Consider the following 22447-nt stretch of genomic DNA (forward strand, 5'->3'; position numbering starts at 1 on the left):
GAAGGGTGCCGCAGGTCTCCCACTCCCCCATCTCGACTCCAGAATGGCGGGCATGGCTGGTCTGGTCGGTCGGCGTCGCCGCATACGTCCTCGCGATCACGAACCGAACCTCGCTCGGCGCGGTCGGGGTCGAGGCGGCCGATCGTTTCCACGCTGACGCGTCGACGCTCGCGCTCTTCGCGGTCGTGCAGCTCGCGGTCTACGGAGGCATGCAGATCCCCATCGGCGTCCTGCTCGACCGCTACGGTTCGCGACCGATCATGACCGTCGGCATGCTGCTGATGGCCGCCGGTCAACTGACCATGGCCCTCTCCCCGAGCGTCGGGATCGCGATCATCGCCCGCATCCTGCTCGGCGCGGGCGATGCGGCGATCTTCCCAGCGGTCCTCCGTCTGGTCGCGACGTGGTTCCCCGCCCAGCGGGGACCGCTCATGGTGCAGTTCACCGGCATCGTGGGGCAAGCAGGGCAGCTGATCGCCCTCGTGCCGCTGGCCGCACTGCTCCACGCCACGACCTGGACGATCACCTTCGGCAGCGTCGCGGGTCTCGGCGTGCTGTTCGCGATCCTCGTCGCTCTCATCATCCGCAATCACCCGCCGGAGCGTGACGCTGACGTGACGGTGAACACCGACACCGGAGTCATCCGCGTCGTGACCTCGGCGATCGACACCGGGGTCGGCATCCGTGCCGCCTGGGCACACCCCGGAACGCGCTTGGCGTTCTGGTCTCATTTCACCTCGCCGTTCGCCGGCACGGCGTTCATCCTCCTCTGGGGCATGCCGTTCCTGACAGCGGCTCAGGGCCTCGACACCGCGCATGCGGCTGGCATCATCTCGGTCTACGTCGTTGCAGGCATGGTCTTGGGGCCGGTGATCGGAGATCTGTCTCGCCGGCTTCCCAACTACCGCTCGCTCGCGCTCGTGCTCCCGGCTGTCGGCGTGCAGATGGTCGCGTGGATCGTCGTGCTGATCCTGCCCGGACCCGCTCCGCTCTGGTTGCTCTACGTCCTCGCCGTGGCGCTGGCCACCGGAGGCCCTGCCTCGATGATCGCCTTCGATCATGCGCGCACGCACAACCCGAGTCACCGCCTGAGCACCGCGACGGGCGTCACCAATGCAGGGGGCTTCATCGCCGCGCTGATCGCGATCTTCCTGATCGGCCTCGCGCTCGACATCCAGGGCGCGGGAACACCGGAGACCTACACGCTGGACGCGTTCCGGATCGCCTTCCTGATGCCCCTCCCGCTGTGGATCCTCGGGATCATCTTCATCCTGATCGAGCGGAAGCACACGCGCATCCGCATCGGACTGGACCCGGAGAAGCGCCGCTGAGGGCTCGTAGGATGAAGCATGCTCTCCGGCTTCACCTTCTCCACCGATTCCTCCCTCATCGACCGCGCCCGAGTGCATGCCTGGTTGAGCGAACAGGCGTACTGGGCGCTCGGCAGGTCGCGTGAGACGCAGGACGCCGCCATCGATGCGTCGCGCAACTACAGCGTCTGGAGTGCCGACGGCGAGCAGGTCGCGTACGCGCGGGTCGTCACGGATGCCGTGACCTTCGCCTGGCTGTGCGACGTCTTCGTCGACGGTAGCGCCCGCGGCAGCGGCGTCGGCAAGATGCTGGTGGAAGGGGTCATCGCAGACCTCGAGCCGTTGCCGGTGAAGCGCATCATGCTGGCGACCGCCGACGCGCACGGCCTCTACGCCCAGTACGGCTTCGCCCCCTCTGAAGACCCGAACCGGTACATGATCAAGATACTGAACCCATGAACTCCGGCGAAGCGGCTGTCGTCCTCGTCCACGGGCTGTGGCATCAGGGCGCGCACATGAGCCTGCTTGCCGCGGAGCTCCGCCGCAGGGGTGTCGACACCCATGCGCCCACTCTGCACCGCGGGTCACTCGATGCCGACACCGCCGCTGTGCAGGCCGTCGTCGATGCCTGTCCATCGCCACCGCTCGTCCTCGGACACAGCTATGGAGGCGCGGTGATCACCGGGCTCACCGGCGTGCGATCGCTCGTCTACCTCGCGGCGTTCGTGCCGTCGACGGACGAGAGCTGCGCCTCTCTGGGCGGAGCGCTCGTGAACGATGCGATGCGGCGCGATCCGGGCGGCGGAACCTTCATCGACCCGCGTCTGGCGAGAGCCGCTCTCTATGTGGATGCCGATACTCGAACCGCCGACTGGGCCGTCGACCTGCTGATCGCTCAGGCTCCAGGACACGGCCGTGGAGTCCCCCGGCGGGCAGCGTGGGAGGAAGTTCGCTCCCACTACGTCGTCTGTTCGCGAGATCGCGCGGTCGACCCGGACGTTCAACGCGCTCTTTCTCGACGCTGCACAGACACGACCGAGATGGCGGCGGATCACTCCCCGTACATCTCCCGGCCCGAAGCCGTGGCCGACATCGTGATGTCGGAACTCGCAGCGATCTGAGACGCTCAGCGCCGAAGCGGTGTCCATCCAGACGGGAGCGGTCCGTCGAACGCAGCCCGCTCTCGATCCACCCGCGCCGACCATCCCTGCGCCTCGTCCGAGGTGTCGAACCCACCCCGGGCCAGTCGGAGCCCGACGTCATCGTGATGCGTGCGCGGCGCTCCCCCGCGGCGCACCGATGCCCGCACGCTCCAGGCATCGTCGGCGAAGCCGCCACCCCGGAACACCCGGTAGTCGTCGTAGCGGGCAGGGTCGAGCAGGTCCCAGCACCACTCCCAGACGTTGCCGAGGGTGTCGAACAGCCCGTTCAGATTCGGAATCTTGCCGCCCACGTTCTGAGGCTCGCCGACGCCGTCTGCGCTGGTCCACGCCGCATCCGCCAGCGGTGCGTAGTGCGGCCCGACCGATCCGGCGCGGCAGGCGAACTCCCACTCCGCCTCGGTGGGCAGACGGTAGCCGTCTGCGGTCGCATCCCAGCTCACATCCTCACCGTCGAACAGGTAGACAGGATCGAAGCCCTCCCATTCGGAGGCGGCGTTGCAGAAATGCACGGCTCGCAGCCAGCTGAGATCGACGGCAGGACGAGATGGATGCCGGACAGGGATGCCGAGCACGTCTGCCAGCTGCTCCTCCGTCACGGGGTAGACCCCGATCTCGAACGGCTGCAGCGACACGGTGCGCTGCAGCTTGCGGCGCGCATCGTGCAGGGTCACCGAACCTGCGGGCATCCGGGCCATCTCGAAATCCGACAAGCCTGTCAGCCCCCGACCCGGGTCTCGCCCGCGGGAGTGGACGCCGGTTCCGTGAGCGGAACATTCCGGGCGATGCCCCGTGTCAGGAACGCGATCCCGATGCCGTAGACGAAGAGGCCGACGTCCAGCTGTACGCTGCGGCGCGGCATCCGCCGTCCGTGCAGGCGCGTCACGAGGGAATCCGCTCGACCCACGTCGGGTACTTCGCTGCGCGACCGTCGCCGGAGGACGTGCGGGTCACGCGCCGCCTGACCCACGGGCCGACGTGCTCGCGATAGTAGGAGAATCCCGACGGCCGCGCGCCTCCTCGTTCGCTCGGTGCCCACCAGGTCTCCGGCGGTTCGAAGCCGAGGGCGTGGACGACGCGCGCCGCCACGCGATGGTGCCCGGCCGCGTTCATGTGCAGCCGATCCTCCGACCAGTACGCGGGATCGGCGAGTTCGCGGTCGGGCCAGTTCAACGCCCGAACCACGTCGGGACGGTGCTCAACCCGCCGCAGCACAGCCTCGGAGAGCAGATCGCCGCGACGCTGCACCAGGGAACCCATCGGCAGTTGCCCGCTCGGGTTCGCTCCGGAGAGCAGGATCATCGTCACGCCCTCTTCGTCGCAGCGTCGCAGCACGCGGCTGAACGCGTCGGCGATGTGCTCGAGGTCAGTGCGCGGTCGCAGCATGTCGTTCCCGCCCCCGTTGAACGAGAGGTGGGTCGGTCGCAGCGCGAGCGCGGGCTCCAGCTGCTGTTCGACGATCGGCCACGCGAGCTTGCCGCGGATCGCGAGATTCGCGTACTGGATCGGATGCCCTGCCGCGTCGGCCCAGCCCTGGGCGGCGAGATCGGCCCAGCCGCGTTCCCGTCCGTCGGGCAACACGTCGCCGACCCCTTCCGTGAAGGAGTCACCGATAGCCACGAAACGCACATCTGCCACCGAGCAAGCCTATTCCCGACCGGGGACAGCGAGGCGCGTCAGCGGTCGTCGAGGGCGACGCCTCCGCGATCCGCGAGTCCCCACGCTGCGGCCGCCGCGACGACGAAGCAGGCGCCGAACACGACGAACAGCAGCGGCGTGCCGCCGGCGACCAGCAGCAGCGGAACCGTGAGCGGGGCGACGATCGATGCGATGCGTCCGACACCGGCGGCCCAGCCCGCGCCCGTCCCGCGGAGCGATGTCGGATAGGTCTCGGGGGTGACCGCGTACAGCGCTCCCCACGCCCCGAGGTTGAAGAACGACAGCGCCATGCCGGAGGCGATGATCGCCCCTTCCGTGCTCGCCGTTCCGAAGAACACGGCCGAGACCGCTGACCCGACCAGGAACACCGAGAGCGTCGCCCGGCGGCCCCACACCTCGATCAGCCAGGCGGCGACGGCGTAGCCGGGAAGTTGCGCCAGGGTGATGATGAGCGTGAAGCCGAACGACTTGACCAGGTCGAATCCGGCGTCCAGCAGGATGCTCGGGATCCAGATGAACGCGCCGTAGTAGGCGAAGTTCACGCACAACCACACGAGCCAGAGGCAGAGTGTACGAACGCGGAACTCACGGTTCCACAGGGTCGTGAGCCGTGCCCGCGTGGTGACCGCGATCGCCCGCGAGGGCGGCTCCTTGCGGATAGCCGGCCCAGGAACGAGTCCGGCATCCGCCTCGAAGGTCGACACGATGCGGTCGGCCTCGGCGATGCGTCCACGCGACGCGAGCCAACGCGGGGATTCCGGCAATCCCCAGCGGACGATGAGGGCGTACACGGCCGGGATCGCGCCGAGCGCGAAGGCCCAGCGCCATCCTGCATCGGATGCCGGGATCACGAAGTATCCGATGAGCGCCGACACGGTCCAGCCGAGCGCCCAGAAGGCCTCGAGGATGACGATCAACCGACCGCGGATGCGCGCCGGCGCGAACTCGCTCACATAGGTCGATGCGACCGGGAGTTCGGCCCCGAGACCGAGGCCGACGAAGAACCGGAGGATCAACAGTGCGGCGATGCCTCCGACGAGCGCGCTGGCGCCGGTTGCGACACCGTAGACGAGCAGCGTGATCGCGAACACCTGTCGACGTCCGAGCCGGTCGGCCAGGAGTCCGCCGAGGGTTGCGCCGACCGCCATGCCCAGGAAGCCGACCGAGGCGATCCACCCGGCATCCGTCTTGGTCAGGCCCCACTGCTGGGTGAGCGCGGCCAGGATGAAGGAGATGAGTCCGACGTCCATCGCGTCGAGTGCCCAGCCGACGCCGGATCCGGTCAGGACGCGGAAGTGACGTCGTGTGAACGGCAGTTCGTCGAGACGCTCGGCGAGCGACGCGCGGCTCGGCAGGACGGAGTTGGCCATGACCTCATCGTAGGGCTGCGTGTGTGCGCGCAGCCCTACGATGACGGTTCAATCGCGGGCGGCCAGAAGCTTCCGCACCCGCGGGATGACCTCGGTGCCGTAGAGCTCGATGCTGCGCATCATCACGTCGTGCGACAGCGTTCCCGTGGCGTACTTGAGATCGAAGCGTCCGAGGCCGAGAGTTGTGACAGTGTCGGCGATCTTCGCGGCCACCCGGTCGGGAGAGCCCGCGTAGATCGCGCCCTCGGGACCGACGTCGTTCTGGAACCGCGCGCGGCTGTACGCCGGCCAGCCCCGCTCGCGACCGATGGTGTTGTTCATCGCCTCGAAGCCGGAGTATGCGGCATCCCACGCCTCGGCATCCGTCTCGGCGATGTGGCCGGGCGAGTGCACCGATACCGGGTGCGAGGTCGTCCCGAAGGACGCCACCGAGCGGTGGTACAGCTCGACGAACGGCTTAAAGCGCACGGCGGGACCGCCGATGATCGCCAGCATCAATCCCAAGCCGTGCCGCGCGACGCGGACGACGGACTCGGGGCTGCCGCCGACGCCGACCCAGGTGCGGAGACCGTTCTCGGTCTTGGGGAATACGTTCGCGTTCTCCAGCGAGGCGCGCATCGTGCCCGACCAGGTCACCGGCTCCTCCTTGAGCAGCTCGGTGAAGAGCTCCAGCTTCTGCTCGAAGAGCGCATCGTAGTCGCGCAGGTCGTAACCGAAGAGGGGGAAGGACTCGATGAACGACCCGCGTCCGAGCACGACCTCGGCACGCCCGTTCGACAGAGCATCCAGCGTGGAGAACCGCTCGAAGACGCGCACCGGATCATCCGAAGACAACACCGTGACCGCGGTGCCGAGACGGATGTTCTTCGTGCGTCCCGCGATGGTGGCCAGCACCATCTCCGGCGACGAGACCGCGAACTCGGCGCGATGGTGCTCCCCCACGCCGAAGAAGTCCACGCCGACAGCGTCGGCCATCTCTGCCTGAGCCACGACGTTGCGGATGGTCTGCGCGCCCGTGAGGAGCTCGCCCTCCGCGTCGCGTGTGATGTCGCCGAACGTGTCCAGCCCGAATTCGATGCTCATGTCATCCCTTTCCATTCAGATGGATGAACATGCGCATCGGTCGCGGCATTCCCTCAACGCGGAAGGAGCGTGCTCCGCAGGGTATCGAGACCGACGCCACCCAGGTCGAGCGCGCGCTTGTGGAAGTCCTTGAACGAGAACGCTTCGCCCTCGGCGGCGCGCACGGCATCGCGCACCTGCTCCCAGATGCGCTGCCCGACCTTGTACGACGGAGCCTGTCCCGGCCAGCCGAGGTAGCGGTTCACCTCGAACTGCACGAACTGATCGGACATGTTGACGTTGCCGCGCATGAACTCCAGCGCGTACTCCGCGTCCCAGGTGCCGGTTCCGTCGAGACGGGGCTTGCCGAGGTGCACGCCGATGTCGAGCACCACTCGTGCCGCGCGCATCCGCTGCCCGTCGAGCATGCCGAGCCGGTCGGCGGGGTCGTCCAGGTATCCCAGCTGCTCCATCAGGCGCTCGGCGTACAACGCCCAGCCCTCGGCGTGGCCGGAGGTGCCGGCGAGCAGACGCCGCCACGTGTTCAGCTCGGCGCGGTTGTACACGGCCTGCGCGATCTGCAGGTGATGACCGGGCACGCCCTCGTGGAACACCGTCGTGAGCTCGCGCCAGGTGTCGAACTCGGTGACGCCCTCAGGCACCGACCACCACATGCGGCCGGGGCGCGAGAAGTCATCGGTCGGACCGGTGTAGTAGATCCCGCCCTCCTGGGTGGGCGCGATCATGCACTCGAGCGTGCGGATGGCCTCCGGGATGTCGAAGTGCGAAGCGCCGAGTTCTGCGACAGCCCGATCGCTCGTCTCCTGCATCCACTTCTGCAGCGCATCGGTGCCGACGAGCTTGCGCGCGGGATCCGACTCGAGGTGCGCGACGGCCTCCTCCACGGTGGAGCCGGGAAGGATCTCGTTCGCGATGGCGGTCTGCTCGGCGACCATGCGGGCCAGTTCTTCGCGACCCCACTCGTACGTCTCGTCGAGGTCGATGGTGGCGCCGAGGAAACGGCGGGAGTTGAGGGCGTAGAGCTCACGGCCGACAGCGTCGACGTCTCCTGCGACCGGTGCCAGCTCCTCGGCGAGGAAGCGGCGCAGCTCGTCGTAGGCGACCCGGGCCGCGGCGGAGCTGTCGGCGAGTGTACGGGCAAGGGACGCCGGAAGCTGACCTTCATCGGGGGCGGCTTCCGCGACGAAGGCGGCGAAGAATCCGTCGTCTGCGGTGTAGCGATCGATCTGCGTCGCCACTTCGACGACCTGGCGGCGCGCGGGCGTGATGCCCTCGGCGATGCCCTGGCGCAGGGTCTCGGTGTAGCCGCGCAGCGCGCCAGGAACCGCGGCGAGGCGCGTCGCGATGACGCTCCAGTCGTCGGCACTGCCCGTCGGCATCAGGTCGAAGGCGGCACGCACATCCTGTGCCGCCGAGGCGATCACGTTGAGATCGCGGAGGTGCCACTTCGCCTCGTGGAACTCGAGGTCGAGGCGCAGTTCGGAACTCAGATCGGCCTTGGTGACCTCGTCGATCGCGTCGGTCGGCTCCAGTGCGGACAGCCGGTCGAGCGTCGTCCGGGTCGCCGCGGCGATCTCGTCGTGTCCGGCGGGGCTCAGATCGCCGAAGCGGTCGTTGACCTCGTCACGCCCGATGTACGTACCAAGGGTGGGAGCGAGGACAGCGATCGTATCGACCCACTCATCGGCGACCTTGTCGATGGCGGAGGAAGTGCGGGGAGCTGAAGTCATCCCTTCAGCCTAATCCCCGCCACCCCTTCGATATATCGGATCTGTCCGTCACCCGACGTGTTCGTTGTCCGGACTAGTGCGCGGCCTCGTTCCAGTCCGCGCCGCGGCCGACCTGCACGTCGAGCGGCACCGTCAGCTCCGCAGCGTCACCCATCCGCGTCCGAACGATCCGCTCGGCGGCATCCCACTCGCCCGGCGCCACCTCGACCACGAGTTCGTCGTGGATCTGCAGCAAGGCGCGGGACTGGAGCTTCTCGGACTGCAGGTCGTCGTGGATGTGCAGCAGTGCGATCTTCATGATGTCGGCCGCACTCCCCTGGATCGGGGCGTTGAGGGCCGCTCGCTCGGCGTTCTCCCGCAGCACGCGGTTGGGGCTCGCGAGGTCGGGGAACGGCCGGCGCCGCCCGAAGATCGTCTCGGTGTAGCCGACCTCCTTGGCCTTCATGACGGACGCGCGGAGGTAGTCGCGCACCGCGCCGAATCGGGCGAAGTATTCGACCATCAGCTGCTTCGCTTCGGACTGCTCGATACGCAGCTGCTTGGAGAGACCGAACGCCGACAGGCCGTAGACGAGACCGTACGACATGGCCTTGACCTTGGTGCGCATGGCTGCGGTCACGTCACTCGGATCGACACCGAACACGCGGGCCCCGACGAATCGATGCAGGTCTTCACCGCTGTTGAACGCCTCGATCAGCCCTTCGTCGCCCGAGAGGTGCGCCATGATCCGCATCTCGATCTGCGAGTAGTCGGCCGTGAGCAGCGCCTCGTATCCCTCACCGACCTGGAACGCACTGCGGATGCGGCGCGACTCCTCGGTGCGGACCGGGATGTTCTGCAGGTTCGGGTCGGTGCTCGAGAGTCGTCCGGTCTGGCTCCCGGTCTGCACATACGTGGTGTGGACGCGGTGGTCGTCGCCGATCGCGGTGTCGAGCGACTCGATGATCTGGCGCAGCTTCGTGGCCTCTCGGTGCTGCAGGAGCAGGCTCAGGAACGGGTGCGGGTGGGTCTCCTGCAGATCTGCCAGCGCGGCGGCATCCGTCGAGTACCCGGACTTGGTCTTGCGGGTCTTCGGAAGCTGCAGGTCTTCGAACAGCACCTCCTGCAGCTGCTTCGGCGATCCCAGGTTGAACTCGCGTCCGACGGCGGTGAACGCCTCTTGCGCGAGCCCTTCCGCGCGGGTGGCGAGCTCGCCGGAGAAGGTCGAGAGCACGTCGTGCGAGACGGCGACGCCGGCGACCTCCATGTCGGCGAGGGTCATGAGGGTCGGAAGCTCGATGTCGACGAGCACCGTGTTCACGGACTCCGGAATGTCTTCGCGCAGCGCCTCGGCGACGCGCAGCGCGAACCAGGCCTCCTGCGACGGCGTGGCGCCCTCGGTCTCGGGGACGAGCTGCGACGGGTCGGCTTCGGGGAGCTTCTCGCCGAGGTAACGCTCGACCAGGTCGGCGAGAGTCTTGTCGGGGAAGCTCGGACGCAGCAGCCAGCCGGCGAGACTCGTGTCGTAGGCGAGCCCACCCACACGGATGCCCAGGCGAAGGAGTGCCTTCACCTGCGGCTTCGCGTCGTGCAGCACTTTGGGCCGGTCCGACTCGATCCAGCTCCGCAGAGCGTCTGCCGCAGCATCCGTCCAGTCGGTCTCACGCAGCTCGGTGGTCGTCGCCACCCCGACGCGGGCAGGCTTGCCGCCCTGGATGGTGACGCGCAGCGCGACGTCGACGTCTTGTGCGGCGGCCCAGGCGGCGAGTTCGGCGGGCGCGACCTCACCAGGCGTGGGCATGACGACCGCCGATGCCGGATCATCGGCCACTTCGCCGGCGCCGACGGCCTCGAACACGCGCGGAAGGAGGGTGCGGAACTCGAGCCGCGCGAAGATGTCGCGGACGGCCTGCGCGTCGATCGGCGTCACGGCGAGATCGTCGGGCGCGACCGGGAGCTCGACGTCGGTGAGCAGGCGGTTGAGCTTGCGGTTGCGCCGCACATCGTCGATGTGGTCGCGCAGGTTGCCGCCCACCACGCCCTTGATCTCGTCGGCGCGATCGAGCAGCTCGTCGAGCGTGCCGAACTGCGTCAGCCACTTGACCGCCGTCTTCTCCCCCACCTTCGGCACGCCCGGCAGGTTGTCGCTGGTCTCGCCGACGAGCGCCGCGATGTCGGGGTACTGCTCCGGGCGCACGCCGTAGCGCTCTTGCACGGTCGTCGGGTCGTAGCGCTTGAGCTGCGACACGCCCTGCACCGAGGGGTACAGCAGCGTGACGTCGTCGTTGACCAGCTGGATGCTGTCACGGTCGCCGGAGACGACGAGAACCTCGTATCCCTGCTCCGCGCCCTGCGTCGAAAGCGTCGCGAGGATGTCGTCGGCCTCGATGCCCTCTTTGGTCAGGACCGGGATCGACATCGCGGCGAGGCAGTCCTGCAGAAGCGGGATCTGGCCGCGGAACTCCTGCGGCGTCTCAGACCTCGTCGCCTTGTACTCGGGATACTCATCGGTGCGGAACGAGTGCCGCGAGGTGTCGAAGGCGATCACCAGGTGGGTCGGCTGCTCGGCCTTGATGAGGTTCACGAGCATCGACAGGAAGCCGTAGATGGCGTTCGTGTGCTGATTGTCCTTGGTCGTGAAGTTCTCGACCGGAAGGGCGAAGAAGGCACGATAGGCGAGCGAATGGCCGTCGATGACCATGAGGGTAGGCTTTGCGGAGTCCGTCACCCTGTCAGCCTAACGAGGACGACAGACACCCGCTGAGGAGGATTCATGAGCGACGTCGCGACGAGCGAAGGACTCGACTGGGCCACCGCCCGCGGGATGGGTGCACTCGCCCAGAAGATGGGCATGGAGTTCCTCGAGTTCAGTCTCGAACGCTGCGTCGCCACGATGCCCGTCGAGGGCAACACGCAGCCCGTCGGGCTCATGCACGGCGGCGCCTACGTGGTGCTGGGCGAGTCGTTGGGATCGATGGCCGCGAACCTGCACGCCGGTCCCGGGCGTCTTGCTGTCGGCGTCGACATCAACGCCACCCACACTCGTTCCGCGACGTCCGGCATCGTGACGGGTGTGTGCACGCCGGTGCACCTCGGTCGCAGCATCACGGTGCACGAGATCGTCGTGACCGACGATCAGGGCCGTCGCTGCTCGACCATCCGCATCACGAACATGGTCAGGGACGCTCCGAGCGCGAGCTGAGCGGCTCTTCCAGCAGGCGCTGGAACAGGATGTGGTCCTGCCACTCCCCCGCGATCCGGAGATACTTCGGCGCTGAGCCGATCCGCTCGAAACCGTTCTCCAGGAGAACGCGCTGAGACCCGATGTTGTGCAGGAGGGTCGCTGCCTGCAGGCGGTGCAGCTTGAGTTCGCCCTGCGCGTACGCTGCGACCTGGCTCACCGCGCGGGTCCCGAGGCCCCGCCGTAGACGCGAGGCGTCGATCCAGTACCCGAGGTCGGCGCTCCAGAACGCACCGCGCACGATGTTGTTCAGGTTGATCCGTCCGCGGATCTCGTCATCCGCCGAAAGGATCAGGAATCGGATGCTGCGCCCCGCCGCGGCATCCGCCACGCATCGCTGCGCGTCTTCCTCCTGCCAGGCGTCGGTGAAGAACGCCTCGTCGCGGGTGGGTTCCCAGGGGGCGAGGTGCGCGCGATTGGCGAGGTACGCCCGCGCGAGGGCAGGCCCATCGCCACTCTCCACCGGACGCAGCGTGTGCTCGGCGTCGAGCCGGAGCACGTGCTACTTCTTCGGCGCGAGCTGCTCGATGATCGCCTTCGCCACGTCCTGCATCGTGAGACGACGATCCATCGACGCCTTCTGGATCCAGCGGAAGGCCTCGGGCTCGCTGAGCCCCATCTTCTCGTTCAGGAGGCCCTTGGCGCGGTCGACCAGCTTGCGGGTCTCGAAGCGCTCGACCATGTCGGCGACCTCGGCCTCGAGCGTGATGATCTGCTCGTGACGTGCGAGGGCGATCTCGATGGCAGGGAGAAGGTCGTTCGGCGTGAACGGCTTGACGACATACGCCAGGGCGCCGGCCTCGCTCGCCCGCTCGACGAGCTCCTTCTGACTGAACGCGGTCAGAAGGACGACGGGAGCGATGTTGCCCTTGTGCAGCTTCTCGGCCGCGCTGATGCCGTCGAGTCGAGGCATCTTGACGTCCATGATGACGAGGTCGGGGCGGAGCTCCGTGGCGAGGGCGACAGCGGTCTCGCCGTCTCCCGCCTCTCCGACGACGTCGAATCCGTTGTCGCGAAGGATCTCGACGATGTCGAGACGGATCAACGATTCGTCTTCGGCGACGACGACGCGTCGGGGTGCGGATGCCGTGGGCTCAACAGCCTGCTCTTCTTGCTCGGTCACAGATCCATCCTAGTGGAGAGCCCCTGTGCACCGGCGGTGGCCCGGCGCTCGGAGCCGTCGCGCCTGCGCTAAAGTCGAAGGCGCGACACACGAGCCGGCGTGGCGGAATGGCAGACGCGGAGCACTCAAAATGCTTTGTCCGAAAGGGCGTGTGGGTTCGAGTCCCACCGCCGGCACCCAAAGAGTCCTCTGACTCGTCCCTCGATCTGCCGACCCTCGTCCGCCCGGCGCTGCGCAAGCTGAAGACCTAGCCGGCGGACCCCGCGGCGAGCACTGCGAGTTCGGCGAGAACTCGTGGATGGGCGAGGATGCGGAAGTGGCCACCAGTCTCGAGCCGCACGTTCTTCGCGCCCGCGAGTTCGCTCCCCTCGGGGATGTGCGGGTCGAACGCCGCGTAGATCGACACGATTCGCGCGTTCACGGTGAGTTGCTGTGCGAGGCTCACGATCGATGGATCCTCCGGCGCGAAAGCACGGAGTGATCGCATCGGAATCCTCCGTGCGTAGCGTGATCCGCCGAACGGCGTAGCGACGGCGAGCATGGACCGGACTCGTCCTGCCGCAGGACCGGTCATCACGAGTTTGCCCGCCAGCCCGCCCTTGCTGTGCGCCACCAGGATCACGTCGGTCAGATTCTCCGCCTCGAGGAAGGCGGAAACGCTCGCGGCCATGTCGGCCACCGGATGCTGGTTGCGCTGCAGCGCCTCGACCACGTGCACGGGATGTCCGCGGGCGTGCAGAGCCGTGATGAGTGGCTGCAGGAACTTCCACGTCTCGTAGACGCCGGGAAGCACGACGATGTGCGCGGCATCCCCGGAAGCGAATGAGGCGGCGTCGGTGCGCCCGAAGAAGGCGCGCACCTGCCAATACCCGGCGTAGACGTAGTCGGCGAACCACCACGCGGCGGCCTTCAGCGGATTGATGAGGCGCCCTTCGCCGGATGCCGCATGCCGCGACGCCCGCGCGTGCGTCGGGTGCTGAGGCAGCGGTGGATACCCATGGGAGAAAAGCTACCGTGGCCCCGATCGAGGGCGGCAGTGGCTTGACTCAGGGCGTCGATACTGCGATGCATCCGGGAACGAGAAGAGGGGCGGGACCGAAGTCTCGCCCCTCTCATCAGCATCCGAACCAGGTCAGACGGTTGCTTCCTTGTAGATCGGTGCCGCGCCACCGACGGCGTCGCCGACCTTGTGGACGCGGATGTCGTTGGTCGATCCCACGATTCCGGGAGGGGAGCCGGAGATCACGACGACCTTGTCCCCTTCCTTGGCCAGACCGTTCCCGAGCAGATACTCGTCGACCTGCAGGTACATGAGGTCGGTGTGCTGCACCATGTCGACGAGAGTGGAGCGGATGCCCCACGTCAACGCCATGCGGCGGCGGATGTCGGGGTCGGGCGTGAACGCCAGCATCGGGATGCGCGAGCGCAGACGCGACAGACGGCGTGCGGAGTCACCCGACTGCGTGAACACGCAGAGGAACTTCGCCTCGACGAACTCGGCGACCTCGAGGGCGGCGAGCGTGATCGCACCACCCTGCGTGCGCGGCTTGGTGGTGAGGGGTGCGATGCGCTCCAAACCGTGCTCTTCCGTCGACTCGATGATGCGGGCCATGGTCTCGACGACCACGACCGGGTAGTCGCCCACGCTGGTCTCTCCCGAGAGCATCACAGCGTCGGCGCCGTCGAGGACGGCGTTCGCGACGTCGGAGGTCTCGGCACGCGTCGGCACCGGGCTGTTGATCATCGACTCGAGCATCTGCGTCGCCACGATGACCGGCTTCGCCATGCGGCGGGCGAGCTCGACGGCGCGCTTCTGCACGATCGGCACGGCCTCGAGCGGAAGCTCGACACCGAGGTCACCACGGGCGACCATGATCGAGTCGAACGCGTCGACGATCTCTTCGAGCGCGTCGACGGCCTGCGGCTTCTCGACCTTGGCGATGACCGGAACCCGGACACCCTCTTCGGCCATGATCTCGTGCACGCGGGTGACGTCGGACGCGTTGCGGACGAACGACAGTGCGATCAGGTCGGCGCCGATGCGCAGACCCCAGCGGAGGTCGTCTTCATCCTTCTCGCTCAGAGCGGGGACGTTCACGGCGACGCCGGGCAGGTTGATGCCCTTGTTGTTCGAGACCGCTCCGGCGACGATGACCTTCGTGGTGACGGTGACGCCGTCGCTCTCGACGACCTCGACGCGGACCTTGCCGTCGTCGATCAGGAGGAAGTCACCGGGCTTGACGTCCTGCGGCAGACCCTTGAAGGTCGTCCCGCAGATGTCCTTGTTGCCGATGATGTCTTCGGTGGTGATCTTGAAGATGTCGCCCTTGGCGAGCTCGTACGGGCCGTTCTCGAACTTGCCGAGGCGGATCTTCGGCCCCTGCAGGTCGACGAGGATGGCGACCGCACGACCGGCGTCGTCTGCCGCGCGACGCACGTTGGCGTAGTTGTTCTCGTGCACGGAGTAGTCGCCGTGGCTGAGGTTCAAGCGTGCGACATCCACCCCCGCATCGATCAGTGCGCGCACCGTCTCATAGGTGGAAGTGGCGGGGCCCAGGGTGGCGACGATTTTCGCGCGTCTCAACAGATTCTCCAGAGTGGAAGTGGGGGAAGGTAAATCAGGCGACGGGTGCCGCCGCTCAGCCTACGCGGGCTGGAGTCCGATCGCGACATCATGCGGTCGGACCGGCTCGGGAAGCACGGTGGTGCCCATCAGGAAGCGATCGACGTTCGCCGCAGCGGCACGGCCTTCGGCGATCGCCCAGACGATGAGCGATTGCCCGCGACCGGCGTCGCCGGCAACGAACACGCCGGAGACCGTGGACTCGTAGGTGGTGTCGCGGCGGAAGGCACCGCGATCCGTGACCTGCGGCAGGGTGTCTTCGGTGTAGCCGTCCTGCTCAGGACCGGTGAAGCCCATCGCGATGAGCACCAGGTCGGCGGGGATCTCGCGCTCGGTGCCGCTCTTGGGCACGCGGCGTCCGTCGATGTACTCGGTCTCGGCGACGCGGAGCGCCCGCACCTCGCCCACCTCGTTCGCGAGGAACTCGACGGTCGAGGCAAGGAACATCCGCTCGCCGCCCTCTTCGTGCGCGGAGGCGATCTCGAAGACGGTCGGCATCATCGGCCACGGCTGGTGGTCGGGACGGTCGGTGCCCGGCTGCTTGCCGATGGCGAGGTTGGTGACGCTCAGGGCACCCTGACGGTGGGCGGTGCCGATGCAGTCGGCGCCGGTGTCACCGCCACCGATCACGATGACGTGCTTGCCCTCGGCCGTGATCTGCTCGGTGACCTTGTCGCCGGCGACCGCGTGGTTCGACTCGACGAGGTACTCCATCGCGAAGTGCACGCCGTCGAGGTCGCGGCCGGGGATCGGGAGGTCGCGCGGCACCGTGGCGCCGGTGGCGATGACGACCGCGTCGTAGCGCGCACGCAGGTCGGGCCAGGAGATGTCCTTGCCGATCTCGACGCCGGCGCGGAAGCGGGTCCCTTCCTCCTGCATCTGGCGAAGGCGGGACTCGAGCTGCCCCTTCTCCATCTTGAAGTCCGGGATTCCGTAGCGGAGCAGTCCGCCGATCCGGTCATCGCGCTCGAACACGGCCACCGTGTGGCCGGCGCGGGTGAGCTGCTGTGCGGCGGCGAGCCCGGCAGGACCGGATCCGACGACGGCGACCGTCTTGCCGGTGAGGCGCTCGGGCGGCTCGGGCTCGACCCAGCCCTTCGCGAAGGCCTCGTCGATGATCGAGACCTCGATCTGCTTGATCGTGACGGCCGGCTGGTTGATGCCGAGCACGCACGAGCTCTCGCAGGGCGCAGGGCACAGGCGGCCGGTGAACTCCGGGAAGTTGTTCGTCGCGTGCAGCCGCTCGATGGCGGCACGGCCCTCGCCGCGCCACGTGAGGTCGTTCCACTCGGGGATCAGGTTGCCCAGAGGGCATCCGGAGTGGCAGAACGGCACGCCGCAGTCCATGCAGCGTCCGGCCTGGCGCTGCAGCACCGCCTTGTCGCCGCGCTCGTAGACCTCTTTCCAGTCCATGATGCGCACCGGCACCGGACGTCGTGCGGGGAGTTCCCGCTCGGTCACCTTCAGAAAGCCTTTGGGATCAGCCACCGGTCACCTCCAGGATGCGGTTCCAGACGATGTCGCCGTCGGGGTCGATCCCCTCGGCGAGTGCTTCTTCGCGCATGGTGCGCACAGCCGCGAAGTCGCGCGGGAGCACCTTGACGAACTCGGTCGCTGTCTCCTCGAATCGCTCGAGAAGGGCGGATGTTCGGGGCGAAGCGGTGCGCTCGACGTGGCTGACCAGCAGACTGCGCAGCACCTCGAGGTCCGCCCGATCGAGCGCCTCGAGGAGAAGCTCTCCGCTGCCCAGCGACTGCGCGTTCACCTTCGCGGTGTCGAGCGCGTGCACGTATGCGACGCCACCTGACATGCCGGCGCCGAAGTTGCGCCCGGTCGATCCGAGGATCACGGCGAGGCCGCCGGTCATGTACTCGAGTGCGTGGTCTCCCACGCCCTCGACGACCGCGGTGGCACCGGAGTTGCGGACGAGGAACCGCTCCCCCACCACGCCCGAGAGGAACATCGTGCCCGAGGTCGCGCCGTAGCCGATGACGTTGCCGGCGATCACGTTCTCGTGCGGGGCGATCGTGGAGCCGCGCGGCGGACGGATCGTGATGTCGCCACCGGAGAGGCCCTTGCCCACGTAGTCGTTCGCGTCGCCCTCGAGCCGCAGGATGATGCCGGACGGCAGGAACGCCCCGAGCGACTGCCCGGCGGTGCCGTGCAGCGTCACGTCGATGGTCTCCTTCGGCAGGCCGCCTGCGCCGTGGCGCGAGGTGACCTGGTGTCCGAGCATCGTGCCGACCGCCCGCTCGGTGTTCGCGATGGGCAGTTCGACCACGACAGGTTCGCCGTTGAGCAGCGCGCCTTTCGCGATGTCGATGAGCTGCACGTCGAAGTGCTTCTCGAGCTCGTGGTCCTGCGTGCGGCCGCTGCGACGCGGCTCCCCCGCCGGGAACGCCGGACCGTCGAGCACGGGGCTCAGGTCGAGACCCTCTGCCTTCCAGTGGTCGACCGCCGCGTTGACCTCGATGAGGTCGGCTCGGCCGACGATCTCGTCGATCGAGCGGTAGCCGAGTTCGGAGAGCAGCTCGCGCACCTCTTCGGCGATGAACTCCATGAAGTTGACCACGAACTCGGGCTTTCCGGTGAAGCGTTCGCGCAGCGCGGGGTTCTGCGTTGCGACGCCCACGGGGCAGGTGTCCAGGTGGCAGACGCGCATCATGATGCAGCCGCTCACCACGAGCGGAGCCGTCGCGAATCCGAACTCCTCCGCTCCCAGCAGGGCGCCGATGATCACGTCGCGGCCGGTCTTGAGCTGTCCGTCGACCTGCACCACGACGCGATCGCGCATGCCGTTGAGCATGAGGGTCTGCTGGGTCTCGGCCAGGCCGAGCTCCCACGGGGTACCTGCGTGCTTGAGCGAGTTCAGCGGGCTCGCGCCCGTGCCGCCATCGTGACCGGACACCAGGATCACGTCGCTGAGCGCCTTGGCGACACCCGCAGACACCGCGCCGATGCCGGACTGGCTGACCAGCTTGGTGTGGATGCGCGCTTCGGGGTTCGCCCGCTTCAGGTCGAAGATCAGCTGCTTCAGGTCTTCGATCGAGTAGATGTCGTGGTGGGGCGGCGGGGAGATGAGCCCCACACCGGCCGTTGCGTGGCGCGTGCGCGCCACCCACGGGTACACCTTGGTCGGCGGCAGCTGACCGCCCTCGCCGGGCTTCGCGCCCTGTGCGAGCTTGATCTGGATGTCGTCCGACTCGGTGAGGTAGAGGCTCGTCACGCCGAAGCGACCGGACGCGACCTGCTTGATCGCACTGCGACGCTCGGGATCGACCAGCCGGTCGGTGTCCTCGCCGCCCTCGCCGGTGTTCGACTTGCCGCCGATGCTGTTCATCGCGACCGCGAGGGTCTCGTGTGCTTCGCGGGAGATCGAGCCGTAGCTCATCGCACCCGTGGAGAAGCGCTTGACGATGGCGGACACCGGTTCGACCTCGTCCAACGGCACGGGCTTGCGCGCACCGGTCTTGAGTGAGAACAGCCCGCGCAGCGTCTTGAGCTCCGCAGCCTGGTCGTCGACCAGCTTCGTGTACTCCCGGAAGATGTCGTAGCGGCGCGTCCGGGTGGAATGCTGCAGCTTGAACACCGTCTCCGGGTTGAAGAGGTGCGGCGATCCGTCGCGACGCCACTGGTATTCGCCGCCGGTCCACAGGCGCTCGTGCGCGCGTGCCGCAGCATCCTCCGGGTAGGCGTAATCGTGACGCGCCTGGTTCTCGGCGAAGATCTCGGCGATGCCGATCCCGCCGAGCTTCGACTCGGTGCGGGTGAAGTACGCGTCGATGAACTCCTGGCCGAGTCCGACTGCCTCGAAAACCTGAGCACCGGCGTAGGAGGAGACCGTGGAGATGCCCATCTTCGACATGATCTTGAGCACGCCCTTGCCGAGCGCGTAGATCAGATTCTTGACGGCCTTCTCGGGCGAGATGCCGGTGATGTACCCGGTGCGCACGAGGTGCTCGACCGTCTCCATCGCCAGGTACGGGTTGATCGCGGAAGCGCCGTACCCGATCAGCGTGGCCACATGGTGGACCTCGCGCACATCGCCGGCCTCCACGATGAGACCGACCTTCATGCGGTTCTCACGGCGGATGAGGTGATGATGCACGGCCGAGACCATGAGCAGCGAAGGGATCGGTGTCAGATCCTTGTTCGAGTCACGGTCGGACAGGATGATGAACTCCGCGCCATCCTCGATCGCCGCGTCGACCTCGGCACACATCTCTGCGAGCCGGTCCTCCAGGGACTCGGGACCGGAGTCGAAGTGGTAGAGGCCGCGGATCGTGACGCTCGAGCGGTCAGGCAGTGCCTTGTCGATGTGACGGATCTTCGCGAGCTCGTCGTTGTCGATGACCGGGAAGTCCAGTGAGACGGTGCGCGTGTGCTCCGGGCCCCACGAAAGCAGGTTGCTCTCGGGCCCGAGCCCCAGCTTGAGGCTCGTGACGACCTCTTCGCGGATCGAGTCCAGCGGCGGGTTCGTCACCTGTGCGAACTGCTGCGTGAAGTAGTCGAACAGCAGGCGTGGGCGCTTGCTGAGCACCGCGATCGGCGTGTCCGAACCCATCGCGCCGAGCGGCTCGACGCCCGTCTGTCCCATCGGGGTCAGCAGGATGCGGATCTCTTCCTCGGTGTAGCCGAAGGTCCGCTGACGACGGGTGATCGATGCCGGCGGGTGCACGATGTGCTCGCGCTCCGGCAGGTCGGCCAGCCGCACGGCTCCGGCATCCAGCCATTCCTGCCACGGGTGCATCGTGGAGAGGTCGCGCTTGATCTCCTCGTCCTCGACGATGCGGCGCTGCGCGGTGTCGACGAGGAACATCTTCCCGGGCTGCAGACGTCCGCGGCGCTTGATGCGCTCGGGCTCGAACGTGAGGACGCCGGTCTCCGAGCCGATGACGACGAGGCCGTCGGTCGTTTCGGTCCAGCGACCGGGACGAAGGCCGTTGCGGTCGAGAGTGGCGCCGACGAGCGTGCCGTCGGTGAAGATGAGGGCGGCGGGACCGTCCCACGGCTCCATCTGGTTCGAGTGGTACTCGTAGAAGGAGCGCAGCTCCGGCGTGATGTCGGCCTGCTTCTCGTACGCCTCCGGCACCATCATCATGATCGCGTGCGGGAGGCTGCGACCCGTGAGGGTGAGGAGTTCGAGCACCTCGTCGAACGACGCGGAGTCGCTGGCACCGTCGGTGCAGATCGGCAGCAGGGGCGCGACATCGCCGAGCAGCTCGGATTCGAGCTGCGACTGGCGGGCCCGCATCCAGTTGCGGTTGCCGCCGACGGTGTTGATCTCGCCGTTGTGGGCGAGCATGCGCAGCGGCTGCGCCAGCGGCCACGACGGGAACGTGTTCGTCGAGTAGCGCGAGTGCACCACGGCGAGCTCCGACGCGAACCGCTCGTCCTGGAGATCGGGGTAGAACGGCTCGAGCTGCAGCGTCGTGACCATGCCCTTGTAGCCGAGCGTGCGGCTGGAGAGCGAGACGAAGTAGGCGCCGAGCTCGTGTCCGGCGCGCTTGCGCAGTCGGTACGCGACGCGGTCGAGAGCGATGTCGGTGAGCGGGGCGTCCGCGTGCGAACCGCCGCCGGCACTGACGAAGAGCTGCTCGAAGGCAGGGCGGGCCTCATCGGCGAGCTTGCCGAGGTTGTCGTTGACTGTGGGGACCTCGCGCCAGCCGAGCACGCGCAGTCCTTCGGCGCGGGCGATCTTCTCGATGCCGGCCTTCTGCTCCCGGCGCACGCTCGAGTCGCGCGGCAGGAACGCGAGCCCGGCGGCATACTCCCCCACCGGGGGCAGCTCGAAGCCGGTGACCGCGCGCAGGAACTCGTCGGGCATCTGCGTGAGGATGCCGGCGCCGTCACCGGTTCCGGCATCCGACCCGATCGCACCACGGTGCTCGAGGTTGCGAAGAGCCTGCAGCGCCAACGCGATGATGTCGTGCCCGGCCGTGCCGCGCAGCGTCGCCACCATGGCGAGGCCGCAGGCGTCCTTCTCGAACGCCGGGTTGTACATTCCCTGCTTGGCCGGGAAATGCTGCCCGACGGGTGCGCGGAGGTCGCTCGATGCCATGCGGTACCGTCCTCAGATCTTCAGATGACCCGGGGACGTCATTGGCCGGGCGGATGCGTGGGTTCCTCGCGGACGAGGAGGCTAGCGGGAGCCTTCCGTGTCCGTGGGAGCGGTGCTTGTGGCGCTGGCTCCTGCGGTGACTTCTTCGGACGGAGGCTCACTCACGTCGACGAAATCGGAGGGATTGTCCTGTGATTCTACATCAGCGCCTTCGTCGGTCCGTCCGCGACCCGGCTGGTAGGGCGAGGGCTCGAGACCGGGGTGACGACGGGTCTGCACGATGAGGATGGCCAGACCCACGATGACGCCGATGATCGCTGCGAGCACGTTGCTGCGCAGGCCCAGGATGATCTCGCTCGGGTCGATGCGGATCGACTCCCACACGACGCGTCCTGCGCTGTACCAGATCAGGTAGATCGCGAAGAGGCGACCCCACTGGAAGAAGAGCTTGCGGCCCAGCCACAGCAGCACGATCACGCCGAGGCCGTTCCAGAGCACCTCGTACAGGAAGGTGGGGTGGAAGAGCGTGCCCTCGGGAAGTCCCGGAGGGAACGCGGAGTTGTCCGAGGGGATCTCGAGGCCCCACGGCAGATCGGTCGGAAGGCCGAAGAGCTCCTTGTTGAACCAGTTACCGAAGCGGCCCATGGCCTGTGCCAGCAGAAGACCGGGCGCAAGCGCGTCGGCGAACGTCCAGAAGCGGATGCCGGTCCAGCGGCATCCGAGGTAGGCGCCGATGGCGCCGCCGATCAGAGCGCCGAAGATGGCGATGCCACCCTCCCAGATCGCCCACACCGAACCCGGCTGGAAGGGATTCCAGGTGTTGATCCCCTCGCCGAAGTAGTCGTTGGGGTGCGTCGCCACATGGAAGATGCGCGCGCCGATGATGGCCAGCGGCACCGCCAGGATGGAGATGTCGATGACGACCCACGGCTCGGCTCCGCGCTTGGTCAGGCGACGGTTGGTGAGCAGCGTCGCGGCGATGATGCCCGCGATGATGCAGAGCGCGTAGAAGTGGATCCGGATCGGGCCCAGGTCGATGAAGGACACCGGAGGGCTCGGGATGCTGGCGAGCACACCGTTGAAGGTGCTGTGGAGCGCGAGGGACATG

18 protein-coding genes and 1 tRNA gene are annotated in these 22447 nt (G+C 67.7%); 5 read left to right on the plus strand and 14 right to left on the minus strand.

Annotation, left to right across the window (positions count from 1 at the left end; all coding sequences use genetic code 11):
• The first annotated feature begins 5 nt into the window (after positions 1 to 5).
• The 3 genes from V5D55_RS15870 to V5D55_RS15880 are packed head-to-tail and all read left to right on the plus strand — an operon-like array spanning position 6 to position 2431.
• Positions 6 to 1331 (plus strand): MFS transporter, encoded by a 1326-nt coding sequence (locus V5D55_RS15870; RefSeq protein ID WP_435744798.1) that lies wholly within the window; start codon positions 6 to 8, stop codon positions 1329 to 1331.
• Positions 1332 to 1349: 18 nt separating this feature from the next.
• Positions 1350 to 1769 (plus strand): GNAT family N-acetyltransferase, encoded by a 420-nt coding sequence (locus V5D55_RS15875; protein WP_435744801.1) that lies wholly within the window; start codon positions 1350 to 1352, stop codon positions 1767 to 1769.
• Positions 1766 to 2431, plus strand: coding sequence for an alpha/beta hydrolase (locus tag V5D55_RS15880; protein ID WP_435744803.1), 666 nt, complete (start codon positions 1766 to 1768; stop codon positions 2429 to 2431). The genes V5D55_RS15875 and V5D55_RS15880 overlap by 4 nt, the downstream gene beginning before the upstream one ends.
• A 5-nt stretch (positions 2432 to 2436) precedes the next feature.
• On the opposite strand, the gene V5D55_RS15885 is transcribed toward V5D55_RS15880, so the two are convergent.
• The 7 genes from V5D55_RS15885 to polA all read right to left on the minus strand — a co-directional run bounded on the left by V5D55_RS15885 (position 2437) and on the right by polA (position 11019).
• Positions 2437 to 3168 carry a formylglycine-generating enzyme family protein gene (locus V5D55_RS15885; RefSeq protein WP_435744805.1) on the minus strand — a complete coding sequence of 244 codons (732 nt, stop codon included), beginning with the start codon at positions 3166 to 3168 and terminating at the stop codon, positions 2437 to 2439.
• Between the two features lie 20 nt (positions 3169 to 3188).
• The gene (locus V5D55_RS15890; RefSeq protein ID WP_435744807.1) at positions 3189 to 3356 is read right to left on the minus strand and encodes a hypothetical protein; all 168 of its coding nucleotides are present in this window, start codon (positions 3354 to 3356) and stop codon (positions 3189 to 3191) included.
• Complete coding sequence (locus V5D55_RS15895) at positions 3353 to 4099, minus strand: SGNH/GDSL hydrolase family protein (RefSeq protein WP_435749327.1); 747 nt, start codon at positions 4097 to 4099, stop codon at positions 3353 to 3355. The genes V5D55_RS15890 and V5D55_RS15895 overlap by 4 nt, the downstream gene beginning before the upstream one ends.
• Before the next feature lie 47 nt (positions 4100 to 4146).
• Positions 4147 to 5499: an MFS transporter gene (locus V5D55_RS15900; RefSeq protein WP_435744809.1), complete on the minus strand. Its 1353-nt coding sequence runs from the start codon at positions 5497 to 5499 to the stop codon at positions 4147 to 4149.
• A 48-nt stretch (positions 5500 to 5547) separates the two neighbouring features.
• A complete protein-coding gene (locus tag V5D55_RS15905) occupies positions 5548 to 6582 on the minus strand; it encodes an LLM class flavin-dependent oxidoreductase (RefSeq protein ID WP_435744811.1) in 1035 nt (344 codons plus the stop codon).
• Between the two features lie 53 nt (positions 6583 to 6635).
• Entirely contained in the window at positions 6636 to 8312 is a 1677-nt protein-coding gene (locus tag V5D55_RS15910; RefSeq protein WP_435744814.1) for a DUF885 domain-containing protein, read from the minus strand.
• A gap of 73 nt (positions 8313 to 8385) precedes the next feature.
• On the minus strand, positions 8386 to 11019 hold the full coding sequence (polA, locus tag V5D55_RS15915; protein ID WP_435744816.1) for a DNA polymerase I: 2634 nt from the start codon (positions 11017 to 11019) through the stop codon (positions 8386 to 8388).
• Between the two features lie 45 nt (positions 11020 to 11064).
• On the opposite strand from polA, the gene V5D55_RS15920 reads away from it, so the two are divergent.
• Positions 11065 to 11493 carry a hotdog fold thioesterase gene (locus tag V5D55_RS15920; protein ID WP_435744818.1) on the plus strand — a complete coding sequence of 143 codons (429 nt, stop codon included), beginning with the start codon at positions 11065 to 11067 and terminating at the stop codon, positions 11491 to 11493.
• Here the strand turns inward: V5D55_RS15920 and V5D55_RS15925 are convergent.
• A complete protein-coding gene (locus V5D55_RS15925) occupies positions 11468 to 12031 on the minus strand; it encodes a GNAT family N-acetyltransferase (RefSeq protein WP_435744820.1) in 564 nt (187 codons plus the stop codon). The genes V5D55_RS15920 and V5D55_RS15925 overlap by 26 nt on opposite strands.
• A gap of 3 nt (positions 12032 to 12034) precedes the next feature.
• Entirely contained in the window at positions 12035 to 12655 is a 621-nt protein-coding gene (locus V5D55_RS15930; protein ID WP_435744823.1) for an ANTAR domain-containing response regulator, read from the minus strand.
• 93 nt (positions 12656 to 12748) lie between these two features.
• Here V5D55_RS15930 and V5D55_RS15935 point away from each other — a divergent pair.
• Positions 12749 to 12831, plus strand: a tRNA-Leu gene (locus V5D55_RS15935).
• Positions 12832 to 12902: 71 nt separating this feature from the next.
• On the opposite strand, the gene V5D55_RS15940 is transcribed toward V5D55_RS15935, so the two are convergent.
• The 5 genes from V5D55_RS15940 to lgt form a co-directional block, all read right to left on the minus strand.
• Positions 12903 to 13514 carry an esterase/lipase family protein gene (locus tag V5D55_RS15940; RefSeq protein ID WP_435744826.1) on the minus strand — a complete coding sequence of 204 codons (612 nt, stop codon included), beginning with the start codon at positions 13512 to 13514 and terminating at the stop codon, positions 12903 to 12905.
• Positions 13515 to 13787: 273 nt separating this feature from the next.
• Entirely contained in the window at positions 13788 to 15239 is a 1452-nt protein-coding gene (pyk, locus tag V5D55_RS15945) for a pyruvate kinase (RefSeq protein WP_435744828.1), read from the minus strand.
• Positions 15240 to 15299: 60 nt separating this feature from the next.
• On the minus strand, positions 15300 to 16766 hold the full coding sequence (locus V5D55_RS15950) for a glutamate synthase subunit beta (RefSeq protein WP_435744831.1): 1467 nt from the start codon (positions 16764 to 16766) through the stop codon (positions 15300 to 15302).
• The gene (gene gltB / locus V5D55_RS15955) at positions 16759 to 21339 is read right to left on the minus strand and encodes a glutamate synthase large subunit (RefSeq protein WP_435744833.1); all 4581 of its coding nucleotides are present in this window, start codon (positions 21337 to 21339) and stop codon (positions 16759 to 16761) included. Before gltB ends, V5D55_RS15950 begins: the two co-directional genes overlap by 8 nt.
• 81 nt (positions 21340 to 21420) lie before the next feature.
• The gene (lgt, locus tag V5D55_RS15960) at positions 21421 to 22446 is read right to left on the minus strand and encodes a prolipoprotein diacylglyceryl transferase (RefSeq protein ID WP_435744836.1); all 1026 of its coding nucleotides are present in this window, start codon (positions 22444 to 22446) and stop codon (positions 21421 to 21423) included.
• Position 22447: the final 1 nt, after the last annotated feature.

The organism is Microbacterium sp. PMB16, from assembly GCF_051294855.1.
Lineage (GTDB): Bacteria > Actinomycetota > Actinomycetes > Actinomycetales > Microbacteriaceae > Microbacterium.

Bases quoted from the DNA above. Each gene is read 5' to 3' on its own strand.
- V5D55_RS15875 (WP_435744801.1), top strand. From the start codon at position 1,350: ATGCTCTCCGGCTTCACCTTCTCCACCGATTCCTCCCTCATCGACCGC.
- V5D55_RS15880 (WP_435744803.1), top strand. From the start codon at position 1,766: ATGAACTCCGGCGAAGCGGCTGTCGTCCTCGTCCACGGGCTGTGGCAT.
- V5D55_RS15885 (WP_435744805.1), bottom strand. From the start codon at position 3,168: ATGGCCCGGATGCCCGCAGGTTCGGTGACCCTGCACGATGCGCGCCGC.
- V5D55_RS15900 (WP_435744809.1), bottom strand. From the start codon at position 5,499: ATGGCCAACTCCGTCCTGCCGAGCCGCGCGTCGCTCGCCGAGCGTCTC.
- V5D55_RS15905 (WP_435744811.1), bottom strand. From the start codon at position 6,582: ATGAGCATCGAATTCGGGCTGGACACGTTCGGCGACATCACACGCGAC.
- V5D55_RS15910 (WP_435744814.1), bottom strand. From the start codon at position 8,312: ATGACTTCAGCTCCCCGCACTTCCTCCGCCATCGACAAGGTCGCCGAT.
- V5D55_RS15920 (WP_435744818.1), top strand. From the start codon at position 11,065: ATGAGCGACGTCGCGACGAGCGAAGGACTCGACTGGGCCACCGCCCGC.
- gltB (WP_435744833.1), bottom strand. From the start codon at position 21,339: ATGGCATCGAGCGACCTCCGCGCACCCGTCGGGCAGCATTTCCCGGCC.
- lgt (WP_435744836.1), bottom strand. From the start codon at position 22,446: ATGTCCCTCGCGCTCCACAGCACCTTCAACGGTGTGCTCGCCAGCATC.